The 12574-nt window shown below is 72.5% G+C and carries 14 protein-coding genes; 2 read left to right on the top strand and 12 right to left on the bottom strand.

Annotation, left to right across the window (positions count from 1 at the left end; translation table 11 throughout):
• Window positions 1-40: 40 nt before the first annotated feature.
• Together CRM89_RS02435 and CRM89_RS02430 are read left to right on the top strand one after the other, a co-directional pair.
• Window positions 41-643 (top strand): permease, encoded by a 603-nt coding sequence (locus CRM89_RS02435; RefSeq protein WP_098086859.1) that lies wholly within the window; start codon window positions 41-43, stop codon window positions 641-643.
• A gap of 114 nt (window positions 644-757) precedes the next feature.
• Complete coding sequence (locus CRM89_RS02430) at window positions 758-1261, top strand: MarR family winged helix-turn-helix transcriptional regulator (RefSeq protein WP_011208386.1); 504 nt, start codon at window positions 758-760, stop codon at window positions 1259-1261.
• Between the two features lie 11 nt (window positions 1262-1272).
• On the opposite strand, the gene hisI is transcribed toward CRM89_RS02430, so the two are convergent.
• The 12 genes from hisI to CRM89_RS02370 all read right to left on the bottom strand — a co-directional run bounded on the left by hisI (window position 1273) and on the right by CRM89_RS02370 (window position 12566).
• Window positions 1273-1620 (bottom strand): phosphoribosyl-AMP cyclohydrolase, encoded by a 348-nt coding sequence (gene hisI / locus CRM89_RS02425; protein WP_011208385.1) that lies wholly within the window; start codon window positions 1618-1620, stop codon window positions 1273-1275.
• A complete protein-coding gene (locus CRM89_RS02420) occupies window positions 1617-1889 on the bottom strand; it encodes an LLM class flavin-dependent oxidoreductase (protein WP_228822076.1) in 273 nt (90 codons plus the stop codon). The genes hisI and CRM89_RS02420 overlap by 4 nt, the downstream gene beginning before the upstream one ends.
• 61 nt (window positions 1890-1950) lie before the next feature.
• The gene (gene hisF, locus CRM89_RS02415; protein WP_011208383.1) at window positions 1951-2724 is read right to left on the bottom strand and encodes an imidazole glycerol phosphate synthase subunit HisF; all 774 of its coding nucleotides are present in this window, start codon (window positions 2722-2724) and stop codon (window positions 1951-1953) included.
• Window positions 2721-3557 carry an inositol monophosphatase family protein gene (locus tag CRM89_RS02410; protein WP_086841858.1) on the bottom strand — a complete coding sequence of 279 codons (837 nt, stop codon included), beginning with the start codon at window positions 3555-3557 and terminating at the stop codon, window positions 2721-2723. The genes hisF and CRM89_RS02410 overlap by 4 nt, the downstream gene beginning before the upstream one ends.
• A gap of 7 nt (window positions 3558-3564) precedes the next feature.
• On the bottom strand, window positions 3565-4296 hold the full coding sequence (gene priA, locus CRM89_RS02405; protein WP_011208381.1) for a bifunctional 1-(5-phosphoribosyl)-5-((5-phosphoribosylamino)methylideneamino)imidazole-4-carboxamide isomerase/phosphoribosylanthranilate isomerase PriA: 732 nt from the start codon (window positions 4294-4296) through the stop codon (window positions 3565-3567).
• Window positions 4297-4555: 259 nt separating this feature from the next.
• Window positions 4556-5086, bottom strand: coding sequence for a hypothetical protein (locus CRM89_RS02400; RefSeq protein WP_011208380.1), 531 nt, complete (start codon window positions 5084-5086; stop codon window positions 4556-4558).
• 110 nt (window positions 5087-5196) lie between these two features.
• A complete protein-coding gene (gene hisH, locus CRM89_RS02395; RefSeq protein ID WP_098083122.1) occupies window positions 5197-5832 on the bottom strand; it encodes an imidazole glycerol phosphate synthase subunit HisH in 636 nt (211 codons plus the stop codon).
• Window positions 5829-6464, bottom strand: coding sequence for an imidazoleglycerol-phosphate dehydratase HisB (gene hisB / locus CRM89_RS02390; protein WP_371392047.1), 636 nt, complete (start codon window positions 6462-6464; stop codon window positions 5829-5831). Before hisB ends, hisH begins: the two co-directional genes overlap by 4 nt.
• Before the next feature lie 11 nt (window positions 6465-6475).
• The gene (locus tag CRM89_RS02385; RefSeq protein ID WP_011208377.1) at window positions 6476-7633 is read right to left on the bottom strand and encodes a histidinol-phosphate transaminase; all 1158 of its coding nucleotides are present in this window, start codon (window positions 7631-7633) and stop codon (window positions 6476-6478) included.
• A complete protein-coding gene (gene hisD, locus CRM89_RS02380; protein ID WP_060592441.1) occupies window positions 7630-8967 on the bottom strand; it encodes a histidinol dehydrogenase in 1338 nt (445 codons plus the stop codon). Before hisD ends, CRM89_RS02385 begins: the two co-directional genes overlap by 4 nt.
• Before the next feature lie 131 nt (window positions 8968-9098).
• Window positions 9099-10694, bottom strand: coding sequence for a serine/threonine-protein kinase (locus tag CRM89_RS02375; RefSeq protein ID WP_060592443.1), 1596 nt, complete (start codon window positions 10692-10694; stop codon window positions 9099-9101).
• Between the two features lie 123 nt (window positions 10695-10817).
• The gene (locus tag CRM89_RS02370; protein ID WP_098083121.1) at window positions 10818-12566 is read right to left on the bottom strand and encodes a penicillin-binding transpeptidase domain-containing protein; all 1749 of its coding nucleotides are present in this window, start codon (window positions 12564-12566) and stop codon (window positions 10818-10820) included.
• Between the last annotated feature and the right edge of the window lie 8 nt (window positions 12567-12574).

Below are 12574 nucleotides of genomic sequence, written 5' to 3'. Positions count from 1 at the left end.
GCAACCCTTGGGCATCCGCGCGGCGGCCTACCCTGGAGCCATGACTTCGCGCGAAGTTCGCCCGGAAGCCCGCACCGCCCCCGGCTCGCGCTGGCGGGTCCGGGTCATCGGTGGCCTGATCCTGCTCGCGGTCCTGGTGATCGCCTATTTCATCCTCGCGGCCTACGTGCCACGGGCGTGGGCGCAGCGACTCGGGCACATGGTGGACGGCAGTTTCGCCAAGGGCATCGGCTGGGGTCTGACATTAGGCCTGGTCTGCACGCTGGTGCCGCTGTTGCTGCTGCTGTTCGCCGTCGGGATCTGGCGCAAACGGGGCGGCCGGTTCCTGGCCGGTGTCGCGGCGGTGCTCGCGGTGCTGGTCGCGGTGCCGAACCTGATGACGCTGACGATCGTGTGGGGCGGCAACAACGCCGCACACGCCGGTGAGCGCATCCTCGACGTGGAGGCGCCCGCGTTCCGCGGCGCCACCCTGGTCGGCGCGATCATCGCCGCCCTGCTGTTCTGCGGGCTGCTCTTCCTCGTCACGCGGCGGCAGTGGCGGCGCAGGCAACTGGCCAAGCAGCAGCGGCTGCCCGGCACGCCGCCGCCGGTGACGCCGCAGACCACCGAGGCGGGCGAGCCCGCGCCCCGCCGCGACATGTGAATGAACTCACCGCTGCTGCGATCGCTGTGACTCGCGAGCGACGCCGTGGCAAACTCGGTGTCGCCGGTGACCGAGCCCGTCGAACACGTCACTCGGCTCCGGAAGGGGGCACCGATGACGAAGTGGCTGGATCCCGTCGAACACCAGGCATGGCGTGCGATCGTCGCACTGATGACCCGGCTTCCGAGTGCTCTCGACACCCGATTGCAGCGCGAGTCGGGCATCACGCATTTCGAGTACTGGGTGATGACGCTGCTGTCCGAGGAGCCAGGACACCGGCTGCAGATGAGTGAGCTCGCGCACAAGGCAAACTCCTCGCTATCGCGGCTGTCGCACGTGGTGTCCAAGCTGGAGCGGCTCGGCTGGGCGGAACGCTCGGTGACCGCGGGCAAGCGGGGCGTGCAGGCGGTGCTCACCGACCGTGGCTATCTCAAGGTGGTGGAAGCCGCGCCGGGCTATCTCACCGCGGTGCGCAGGCTGGTCTTCGACGGCCTCGACGAGCGGCAGAAGGCCGAACTCGCCGCCCTCACCCAGGCCATGTCCGACCGGCTCGGCGCCGAGCTGAGCCGCCCCGACGGCGAGCCGGGGCGGCTCGACGCACCGGGCGATCCCGCCTGATCAGCGGCGGCTCAGGCGGGCTCGGCGAGCAGCACGTCGCCGTCCCAGCAGGTGTGCGTGCCGGTGTGACAGGCCGCGCCCTCCTGGTCGACGATCAGCAGCACGGTGTCCCCGTCACAGTCCAGCCGGACCTCGTGCACGTACTGGGTGTGCCCGGAGGTCTCCCCCTTCACCCAGTACTGCTGCCGGGACCGGGAGTAGTAGGTCGCCTTCCTGGTGGCCAGCGTGCGCGCCAGCGCCTCGTCGTCCATCCAGGCCATCATCAGCACGTCCCCGGTCGCGCGTTCCTGCGCGACGGCGGCGACCAGACCGGCCTCGTTGCGCTTGAGTCGGGCGGCGATGGCGGGATCGAGGCTCATGGCTCAGTTATAGCAGCGGCGGTGGCCGCCTGGGCGGTCTGCGCCTGGCCTGCGACGAGCAGCGGATGTCTGCCCGGCACCGGCACCACCGAGGTGCCGACCTCGAGCTCCGGCACGGCGCGCCCCACCAGGGCGGCCGGCGTGATGGTGTCGTGGGTGACGGTCTGGCCGAACCACAGCGAACGCAGGCCGAATCCGGCCGGGACGCGACCGAATTCGACGGCGGCGTCCACGGCGTTGGCGCTGTGGTCGAGGGGTGTGGGCGACAGGGCGATTCCGATGCTCGTCTGCCCGACAACCCGGTCCGCCCGCCGACGATTCCCCGGCCGGTCAGCGCACGACGAGGTGGGCGTCGCGCAGTGAGTCCTTGACCTGGCCGATGGTCAGGTCGCCGAAGTGGAAGACGCTGGCGGCGAGCACCGCGTCGGCACCGGCCTGGACGGCGGGGGCGAAGTGTTCGACGGCGCCCGCGCCGCCGCTGGCGATCACCGGGATCGACACCGCGGCCCGCACCGCGCGGATCATCGGCAGGTCGAACCCGGTCTTGGTGCCGTCGGCGTCCATCGAGTTGAGCAGGATCTCGCCGACGCCGAGTTCGGCGCCGCGCTCGGCCCACTCCACGGCGTCGATGCCGGTGCCGCGCTTGCCACCGTGCGTGGTCACCTCCCAGCCGGACGGCGTGTCGGGCTGGCCGTCGGGCACCGTGCGCGCGTCCACCGACAGCACGATGCACTGCGAGCCGAACCGCTCCGACATCTCGCGCAGCACCTCGGGCCGGGCGATGGCGGCGGTGTTGACCGACACCTTGTCCGCGCCGGCGCGCAGCAGCCGGTCGACGTCCTCGACGGTGCGCACGCCACCGCCGACGGTGAGCGGGATGAAGATCTGTTCGGCGGTGCGGGTCACCACGTCGATCATGGTGCCGCGGTCGCCGGTGGAGGCGGTGACGTCGAGGAAGGTCAGCTCGTCGGCGCCCTGCGCGTCGTAGGTGGCGGCCAGCTCGACCGGGTCGCCCGCGTCCCGCAGGTTCTGGAAGTTGACGCCCTTGACCACCCGGCCCGCGTCCACGTCCAGGCACGGGATCACGCGTACCGCCACCGTCATCGGTTCACCCCTTCTTCGGCGCCGGCCGGGTCGGCGACGGCGCAGATCATCTCGAGCAGTTCGGCGTGCACGCCGGGCGCGGCGGCGAGCACCGAGCCGGAGGTGATCGTCCACGGTTCGCCCGCCAGGTCGGTCACCACGCCGCCCGCCGCGCGCACCAGCGCGACCCCCGCGGCGTTGTCCCACGGGTGATGGCCGAACACGATGGCGCCGCCGAGCACGCCGGAGGCGGTGAAGGCCAGGTCGATGCCGGTGGAACCGTGCATGCGCACGCGGGAGGACAGCCTGCTGAGCGGGCCGAGCAGATCGAAGCGGAAGCGGCCGGGGATGCGGCCGTCGGAGTCCACGTTGAAGGTGCCGAACCCGATCATCGACTCGGCGAGCTTGCCGGTGGGCAGCGGCGGCAGCGGAGCACCGTCGAGCAGCAGCGGGCCACCGCGCATCGCGGCGTAGCGGCGGCCGAGCAGCGGCAGCCAGGTGAGCCCGAGCACCGGTTCGCCGTCGTGCACGAGCGCCAGCAGCATGCCCGACAGCGGGTGTCCGGCGGAGTAGTTGAAGGTGCCGTCGATCGGGTCGAGCACCCAGGCGGTGCCGGAGGTCAGCTGCGGGCCGCCGAATTCCTCGCCGTGCACCGGGAAGCCGGTGCGCTCGCGCAGCGCGGCGGAGACGGTGCGTTCCAGCTCGAGGTCGAGTTCGGTGGCGAAGTCGTTGCGGCCCTTGCTCACCGCGCTGGGCGCGCCGATGCCCGCGACGAACCGCGCCGCCGCGCCGTCGAGGATCTCGCCGGCGACGGTGAGCAGTTCGGGCAGGTCGGCGATCGGGTCGGCAGCCATGGTCGGGTCAGCGCACCGCGGCCAGCGCCTCGGGCAGGGTGAACCGGCCCGCGTACAGCGCCTTGCCGACGATCGCGCCTTCGACACCTTCGGGCACCAGCCCGGCGATGGCCACCAGATCCTCGATGGCCGACACGCCGCCGGAGGCGATGACCGGCGCCTCGGTGGCCGCGCAGACCTCGCTCAGCAGTTCGAGATTCGGGCCGGTGAGGGTGCCGTCCTTGGTGACGTCGGTGACGACGTAGCGCGAGCAGCCGTCGCGTTCCAGCCGCTCGAGCACCTCCCACAGGTCGCCGCCGTCGCTGACCCAGCCGCGCCCGCGCAGCCGGTAGTCGCCGTCGATGATGCGCACGTCGAGCCCGACGGCGATGCGCTCGCCGTGCTTGGCGATGGCCCGGGCGCACCACTGCGGGTCCTCCAGCGCGGCGGTGCCGAGGTTGACCCGGGCGCAGCCGGTGGCCAGGGCGGCCTCGAGCGAGTCGTCGTCGCGGATGCCGCCGGAGAGTTCGACCTTCACATCCAGTTCGCCGACGACCTTCGCCAGCAGCTCACGGTTGGAGCCGCGGCCGAAGGCGGCGTCGAGGTCGACCAGATGCACCCACTCGGCGCCCGCTTCCTGCCAGGCCAGGGCGGCGTCACGCGGCGAGCCGTAGCTCGTCTCACTGCCGGCCTCCCCCTGCACCAGGCGCACGGCCTCTCCATTGGCGACATCGACCGCGGGTAACAGCACAAGACTCACTTCGAGCAGCTTAGTCGGTGCTCCCCGGTCGCCCACGCCCGGCCGGGCCGCGAGCACCGCTTGGGCGGGTCAGCGGCCGGAGGCGGCAGCGCAGCGTCACCACGCAGGCCGCCCCGCTCGGGCAAAATCGAGCACCGCCCGAGCGGGTCAGCGGCCAGAGGCGGCAGCGCAGCATCACCACGCAGGCCGCCCCGCTCGGGCGCAATCCGGTACAGCCCGAGCGGGTCAGCGGCCGGAGGCGGCAGCGCGGCGTGACCGGTCACGCCAGCGCGGTCTCCAGGTCGCGGCGGGCCGCGGCGAGCACGTACGCGCGGTGGCAGGCCAGCGCGGCGAGCACGGCGAAGGTGGCGGTGAGGCCGGCGGCGCCGACGCGCAGCACCTGCCCGACCAGGAATTCCGACGCGGCTCGCTCGAGTTCGGCGGTCGTGTGTGCGGCGCGGTCGTCGAACAGGATCTCCACCCGCGGCCACTGGTAACCGACCGACAGCAGGAACTGGCCGGTGATCAGCGACGCCAGCGACGCCACCAGCCACCCGCGCGCCACCCGGTACCGGGTCGCCACGGCCGCGGCCACCAGGGCGGTGAGGGTGAGCACCGCGCCGAGCGGGCGCAGCACGTCGCCGACGCCGACCGCGCTCATGAACTCCTCGGTGAGTTCGAGCGAGCGTGGGACGTCGTGGAAGACGTTGGGGTAGAACAGGATCGTCTCGGTGAGGGTGGCCGCGAACGCGAAACTCGCGAGCACCGCATAGCATCCGATCACGATGGTGGGCAGGGTGACGGGCCTCATGGCTACCTCCTCGCCCCGAGTCTGACCCCGCGACCACCCCCGGCGGATCCGGCGCCCACCCCGATTTCGGGCGCGGCGCCCTCAGGGTAAGCCCGGATCCGCGGCCGCGGTCAGAGCGAGTCGACCCAGTTGCGCAGCAGCTGCGCGCCTGCGTCGCCGGACTTCTCCGGATGGAACTGGGTGGCCGACAGCGGCCCGTTCTCCACGGCGGCCAGGAACCGCACGCCGTGCTCGGCCCAGGTCAGCTTGGGTGCGGCGAAGTGCTCGTTCGGCGGCAGCTCCCACCGCTGCGCGGCGTAGGAGTGCACGAAGTAGAAGCGGGTGTCGGCGTCCATCCCGGCGAAGAGCACGCTGTCCGCGGGCGCGCTGACGGTGTTCCATCCCATGTGCGGCAGCACCGGCGCGTCGAGGCGCTCGACCACGCCCGGCCACTCCGCGCAGCCCTCGGTCTCCACGCCGAATTCCACCCCGCGCTCGAACAGGATCTGCATGCCGACGCAGATGCCGAGCACCGGCCGGCCGCCGGCGAGACGCTGGCCGATGATCTTCTCCCCGCGCACCGCGCGCAGCCCCGCCATGCACGCCGCGAACGCGCCGACGCCGGGCACCACGAGGCCGTCGGCGGCCAGCGCGGCGTCGGGGTCGGCGGTGACCCGCACGTCGGCGCCCGCGCGCACCAGGGCGCGTTCGGCGGAGTGCAGGTTGCCCGATCCGTAGTCCAGCAGGGCGACGGATTTCCTCGTCACAGCGTTCCCTTCGTCGACGGCACACCGCTGACCCGCGGGTCGAACTCGACGGCGGCGCGCAGCGCGCGGGCCACCGCCTTGAACTCGGCCTCGGTGACGTGGTGCTGGTCGCGTCCGTAGAGCACCCGCACGTGCAGGGCGATGCGGGCGTTGAGGGCGATCGACTCGAACACGTGCCGGTTGAGCACCGTCGAGTACGGCGCACCGGGCTCGCCGGTGCCGCGCACCGGCGAACCGGGGATCACCGCGTGCAGCAGGTGCTCCGGCTCCCCGGTGTGCACGCAGTAGGGGCGGCCGGACACGTCGACCGCGGCGTGCGCGAGCGTCTCGTCCATGGGAATGAACGCGTCGCCGAAGCGCCGGATTCCCGCCTTGTCGCCCAGGGCCTTGCCCAGTGCCTGGCCGAACACGATCGCGGTGTCCTCGACGGTGTGGTGTGCCTCGATCTGGATGTCGCCCTCGGCCCGCACGCTCAGGTCGAAGCTGGCGTGCGCGCCGAGCGCGGTGAGCATGTGGTCGTAGAACGGCACACCGGTGCTGATGTCGGTGCGCCCGGTGCCGTCGAGGTCGAGTTCGACGACGATGCTGGACTCCTTGGTGACGCGCTCGACGCGCGCGGTCCGGTGGCGCAGGGTGGTGTCGGTCATGGCGTGCCCGTGCTCTCGTCGCTCTCGTCGTTGATCAGTTCGTCGGCGGCCAGCAGGCGGCTCACCCGCAGGAACTCGTCGTTCTCCGCGGCGAGGCCGATGGTGGCGCGCAGGTGCCCGGGGATACCGACATCGCGGATGAGCACCCCGTGGTCGAGGTAGCGCTGCCAGGCCCGCGGTGCGTCGGCGAACCGGCCGAACAGCAGGAAGTTGGCGTCGCTCGGCACCACGCGGAAGCCGCTCGCGGCCAGTTCCGCGGCCACCCGGTCGCGCTGGGCGGCGAGTTCGGCCACGCTCGCCAGCGTCTCGTCCGCGTGCCGCAGCGCCGCGCGCGCCGCGGCCTGGGTGACCACCGACAGGTGGTAGGGCAGGCGCACCAGCAGCAGCGCGTCGATCACCGCGGGCGCGGCCACCAGGTAGCCGAGTCGCCCGCCGGCGAAGGCGAACGCCTTGCTCATGGTGCGGCTCACGACCAGCTTGGCCGGGTACCGGTCGATCAGCCCGATGGCGCTGGGCTGGGCGGAGAACTCGGCGTAGGCCTCGTCGACCACCACGATGCCGGGCGCGGCGTCCAGGATCCTGGCCAGGTCGGCGCCGGGGATGCTGTGGCCGGTGGGGTTGTTCGGGCTGGTCACGAACACCACGTCGGGGCGGCGTTCGGCGATGGTGGCGACGGCGTGGTCGATGTCGAGGGAGAAGTCCGCGTTGCGCCTGGCCTCCACCCACTCGGTGTCGATGCCCTCGGAGATGATCGGGTGCATCGAATAGGAGGGCACGAATCCCAGGGCGCGGCGGCCGGGACCGCCGAAGGCCTGCAGCAGTTGTTGCAGGATCTCGTTGGAGCCGTTGGCCGCCCAGACATTGGCCGTGTCCACCGCGATGCCGGTCTGGCGGGTGAGGTAGGCGGCCAGGTCGGCGCGCAACGCGACGGCGTCGCGGTCGGGGTAGCGGTGCAGTTCCGCCGCGACGGCGCGGATGGATTCGGCGACGTCGTCGACGAGCGCCTTGCTCGGCGGGTGCGGGTTCTCGTTGGTGTTGAGCTGCACCGGCACCGTCAATTGCGGTGCGCCGTACGGCTTCTTGCCGCGCAGGTTGGCCCGCAGCGGTAGGTCGTCGAGGCCGATACCGGCGCCGGGCACGGTCGGCGCGCTCACGACAGCGCCTCGAATCGCACGGTCACGGCCTGGCCGTGGGCGGGCAGGTCCTCGGCGTCGGCCAGGGCGACCACGTGCCCGGCGACGTCCTTCAGCGCGGCCTCGGTGTACTCCACCACGTGGATGCCGCGCAGGAAGGTCTGCACGCTCAGGCCCGAGGAGTGCCGCGCGCAGCCCGCGGTGGGCAGCACGTGGTTGGAGCCCGCGCAGTAGTCGCCGAGGCTCACCGGGGCGTACGGGCCGACGAACACCGCGCCCGCGCTGCGCACCCTGGCCGCGACGGCGGACGCGTCGGCGGTCTGGATCTCGAGGTGTTCGGCGGCGTAGGCGTCGACCACCCGCAGGCCCTGGGTGATGTCGTCGACCAGGACGGTGCCCGACTGTTTGCCGGTGAGCGCCGTGCGCACCCGTTCGGCGTGCTTGACCACGGCGAGTTGCGCGGTGAGGGCGGCATCCACCGCGTCGGCCAGCGCCACGCTGTCGGTGACCAGCACGCTCGCGGCGAGTACGTCGTGTTCGGCCTGGCTGATCAGGTCGGCGGCCACGTGCGCGGGATCGGCGGTGGCGTCGGCGAGGATCGCGATCTCGGTGGGGCCCGCCTCGGCGTCGATGCCGACCAGGCCGCGGCACAGCCGCTTGGCGGCGGTCACGTAGATGTTGCCGGGGCCGGTGATCAGGTCGACCGGATCGAGCGGAGCGCCGTCGGTGTCGGTGCCGCCGTAGGAGAGCAGGGCGACCGCCTGCGCGCCGCCGACGGCCCACACCTCCTCGACGCCGAGCAGCGCCGCGGCGGCCAGGATGGTCGGGTGCGGCAGTCCGCCGAAGTTCGCCTGCGGCGGCGAGGCCACCACCAGCGAGCCCACGCCCGCGGTCTGCGCGGGCACCACGTTCATCACCACGCTCGACGGGTAGACGGCGTTGCCGCCCGGCACGTACAGCCCGACCCGTTCCACGGGCACCCACCGCTCGGTGACGGTGCCGCCGGGCACCACCTCGGTGGTGGTGTCGGTGCGCCGCTGGTCGGCGTGCACCCGGCGGGCCCGGGCGATGGACTCCTCCAGCGCCGCGCGGACCGCGGGGTCGAGCTCGTCGAGCGCGCGGGCGAGTTCGGCGGCGGGCACCCGCACGGTGGCCGGAACGACGCCGTCGAACTTCTCGCCGAACTCCAGTGCCGCCGCGGCCCCGCGCTCGCGCACCGCCTCCACGACCGGCCGCACATGATGCAGCACCGAGTCCACGTCGACTCCTCCCCGCGGCAGCGCGGCGCGCAGCTCGGCAGCGGAAGGAGTACGACCGCGCAAATCGACGCGGGCGAGCTCGATGCGGGATGTCATGTCGGTGTCGATCCTTAGTCGTCGGCTGGTCGCAACAGGAAAGTTGCCGTTACCAGCCTAATGGCCGCCGCGCCCTGCCATCGCCGCGGCCACCGCCGATCCCCGCCCCGGGGTCTGCGGCGGTGGCCGGGCTAGCGGGTGTCGCTGTCGATCAGCAGGCGGCCGCCGCTGTCGACCACGCGCAGGATCAACTGCTTGGACTGACCGTTGACGGTGATGTTCGCCAGGCGCATGTCCACCGAGCCGTCGGCGTTGTTGGCGCCGTTGGCGGCGTTGATGTTGGAGAAGGTCTCGATGGTGCGCGAGCCCCAGTACTGCCGGAACGCCTGCTCGCCACCGTAGGCGCGCTGCGCCGCCGGGGTGAGCAGCGACCAGGAGCCGCTCGGGTCGCTGTAGAAGTCGACGATCAGCTGGCCCGCCGAGCCCCAGTCCACCGTGCTCGCGCTCGGCGTGCCGCCGAGGGCGACGGTGGTGGTCGAACTCGCGCCACCGCTGGTGGTGGTCGATGATGCGGGCGGATTCGCCTGCGCCACCGGGCCATTGGAGTCGGATTGGTTGAGCGAGCCGAGCAGCAGCGCGGTCACGGCCACGAGCGCGCCGACCAGTCCGCCGATGAGCACCGCGCGCCGCTTGCCACCGGACCCGCTCGGCGTCGAGGGTGGTTGCTGCGCCACGGTTTTCGGATGCGCGGCCGTCTCGGGATGGGCCGCGCCGTGCTGCGGGGGCGGCAGCGGTCGCTCGGCGGGCCGCTGCGGCGGCGCGGCCACCGCCGAGCGGATCGCCTTGGTCGTCGCGTCCTGGCGTTCGTCCTGCCTGCGGCCGAAAGCCTCACTGGCGGGCACGAATCCGGCCGGAACGGGGTTGGCCGCCGAGTCGGCGAAGGCGGCCAGCGTGTCGCGCGCGACGCGCATGGTCGGCCGGTCGTCGGGGTCGGGGCTGAGCAGCGCGAGCAGGAAGTCGGTGGCCGGTCCGGCGTTGCGCGGCTGACTGACCTGGCCGTTGGCCGCGGCGTAGAGCACGGCGAGCGGGTTGGCGCTGGCGCCGTAGGGCGGCTCGCCCTCCAGCGCGTGGAACAGCGTCGCGCCGAGGGAGAACACGTCGGCGGCCGGGGTCGGATCGGCGCCGCGGGCCACCTCGGGCGCGAGGTAGGCCGCGGTGCCGCAGATCAGTCCGGTCTCGGTGAGGGTGGCGTCGCCCGTGGCCCGGGAGATACCGAAATCGGTGATCTTGACCGTGCCGTGATCGTCGAGCAGCACGTTGCCGGGTTTCACGTCGCGGTGCACGATGCCGGCCTGGTGGGCGGCGATCAGCGCGGAGGCGACCTGTTCGCCGATGCGGGCCACCTGGGTCAGCGGCAGCGTGCCCTGCGCCGACAGCACCGCCGCCAGACTGCGCGATTTCAGGTACTCCATCACCAGGCACGGATCACCGTCGTGTTCGGTGATGTCGAACACCACAATGGCATTCGGGTGCTGGAAGCGCGCGGCGTTGCGTGCCTCGCGGATCGCGCGCTGACGCATGATGTCGCGCTCGGCCTCGGGCAGGCTCGGCTGGATGTGGATCTGCTTGATCGCCACGGACCGCCGGAGGCGCTCGTCGGTGGCACGCCAGACCACGCCTGTGCCGCCGCTACCAATCCGCTCGACCAGGCGGTAATGCTCCGCGATCAACTGACCGGTATCGATGGCGCCTACTCCGAACCTTCTCGAAATCGTGACATCCCGCATATTGACCGCTGGTGCGGCCCCCGACGAGTGTAGCGGGCCGGGGAAGGTCGGCACGCGCCAGCCGTGGGTTCGTCATCCGCCCGAACGGACCCCGCGGCGGCGACATCGGAGCATAGCCGACGGCTACTGCGACACGCGCAGCATGCGACCCGCCGCGGCCACCGCGGGCGCGGAGCTGCCCGCGTCCTCGGCGAACACGGCGAACGCCAGATCACCCGCTATTCCGACGAACCAGCCGTGCGCGTGGGTGTCATCGATGTACTCGGCGGTGCCGGTCTTGCCGACCAGCCCGGGGATGTCGGCGAGTTCGGTGGCTGTGCCTCCGGTCACAGTCTCCCGCATCATGGTTCGCAGCTGCTCGGCCACGCCCGCGGGCAACGGATCGGGCTGCCGGTCCGGGGTACCCGGCCTGCCCGCCACGATCGCCGGGGCGGGTACCGAACCCCGCGCGATCGACGCGGCGACCAGCGCCATCCCGAACGGCGACGCGGTCACCTGCCCCTGGCCGATGCTCGACTCCACCCGCGCGGCGGGGCTGTCGGCGGCCGGGACCTTCCCGGTGACCGTCGTCAGCCCGGGGGTCACATAGTCGATGCCGAGGCCGAGCTGAGCGGCCGCGTGGGTGAGCCCGTCGGCGGGCAGCCGGACGCCGAGCATGCCCATGGTGGTGTTGCAGGAGCGGGCGAAGGCGGTGTGCAGCGGCACCTGGCCGAGATCGAAATTGTCGTCGTTGGGGATGCGACGGCCCTCGATGTTCGCGCTGCCCGGGCAGGCCACCACGGTGTCGGGGGTGACCTCGCCCGCCTGCAACGCCGCGGAGACGGTCACCGTCTTGAACGTCGAACCCGGCGGGTAGAGACCGGTCAGCGCGATCGGGCCCTGCGCGTCGGCCGTCGAATTCTGCGCCACCGCCAGCACATTGCCGGTGGAGGGTTGCAGCGCCACGATCGCGGCGGGCTTGTCCATCGGCGCGAGCGCGGCCTTGGCCGCCCGTTGCAGGCCGACGTCGAGGGTGGTGACGATGTCGGCGGTGGGTCGCGGTTCCGCGCCCGCGATCCGTTCGGTACCGCTGGGGGTCTGGGCCCGCACGGCCCACCCCGCGGCTTCGTCGGCCTGCTGCTGCCACAGTTCGGCCAGCCCGGACAGCGTCGGGGAGGTGAGGGCCTTGTCGGTGGTGAGCAGCCGGGTCTGCGGGGCCAGCGTCACGCCCGGCAGCGCCGCCAGCGCGTCACGGATGGGGGCGATGTCGGCGGCGCGCAGCGTGATCGCGGTGACCGGTTTGCCTTGCGCCGCGGCGATATCCGCGCGCAGCGAGGCATCGGTGATGCCGGGCGCGAGCGGGTTCAGCAGCGCCGCCACGGCGGCGGTGTCGGCTTCGGCGGTCAGGTTGACCAGGGTCACGATCTGCTCGGTCATCAGCTCACCGCCCGCGGCGTCGAGCACGCGGGCCGGGCGGGCGTAGGCGGGTCCGTAACTGAGCGGCCCCTTGTCCAGGCCGGGGGCGAGGGTGGCCGGATCCCACCGGATGGCCCAGTCGCCGTTCTCGGCGGCGGTGCCGGTGGTGGTGTAGGTCCACTCCTGGCCCGCGCTGCCGAGCTTCCAGGTGGCGGCGAGGGTGAAGGTGTCGCCCTCGGTGCCGCGCACCTCGTAGGTGACCTCCTTGCCCAGGCCCGCGTACAGCTGGTTCAGGGTCGCCGTGGCCTGGTCCGGGTTGTCGGTGAGGGCGGCCGCCGCGGCCACGTCGTCGGCGTTGAGTGCGTCGGCGAACTGTTCGGCGACCGTGCGTGGCTGTTCGGGCCCGGAGCTGCAGGCGGCCAGCGCCAGCACGGGTGCGGCGACCAGGACGAAGAGTTTGTTCCGCTGGGTACCCACCCGGCCGA

The organism is Nocardia sp. FDAARGOS_372, from assembly GCF_002554515.1.
In the GTDB taxonomy this organism is placed as follows: Bacteria; Actinomycetota; Actinomycetes; order Mycobacteriales; family Mycobacteriaceae; genus Nocardia; species Nocardia farcinica.
Note: the sequence above shows the minus strand (reverse complement) of the source record. Positions and strands in the feature narration are given on the sequence as shown.

Coding starts and splice junctions, on each gene's coding strand:
- hisI (WP_011208385.1), bottom strand. CDS start 1,620: ATGAGCCTCGATCCCGCCATCGCCGCCCGACTCAAGCGCAACGAGGCC.
- CRM89_RS02400 (WP_011208380.1), bottom strand. CDS start 5,086: ATGAGGCCCGTCACCCTGCCCACCATCGTGATCGGATGCTATGCGGTG.
- CRM89_RS02430 (WP_011208386.1), top strand. CDS start 758: ATGACGAAGTGGCTGGATCCCGTCGAACACCAGGCATGGCGTGCGATC.
- hisF (WP_011208383.1), bottom strand. CDS start 2,724: ATGACGGTGGCGGTACGCGTGATCCCGTGCCTGGACGTGGACGCGGGC.
- CRM89_RS02435 (WP_098086859.1), top strand. CDS start 41: ATGACTTCGCGCGAAGTTCGCCCGGAAGCCCGCACCGCCCCCGGCTCG.
- CRM89_RS02375 (WP_060592443.1), bottom strand. CDS start 10,694: ATGCGGGATGTCACGATTTCGAGAAGGTTCGGAGTAGGCGCCATCGAT.
- CRM89_RS02410 (WP_086841858.1), bottom strand. CDS start 3,557: ATGGCTGCCGACCCGATCGCCGACCTGCCCGAACTGCTCACCGTCGCC.
- hisD (WP_060592441.1), bottom strand. CDS start 8,967: ATGACATCCCGCATCGAGCTCGCCCGCGTCGATTTGCGCGGTCGTACT.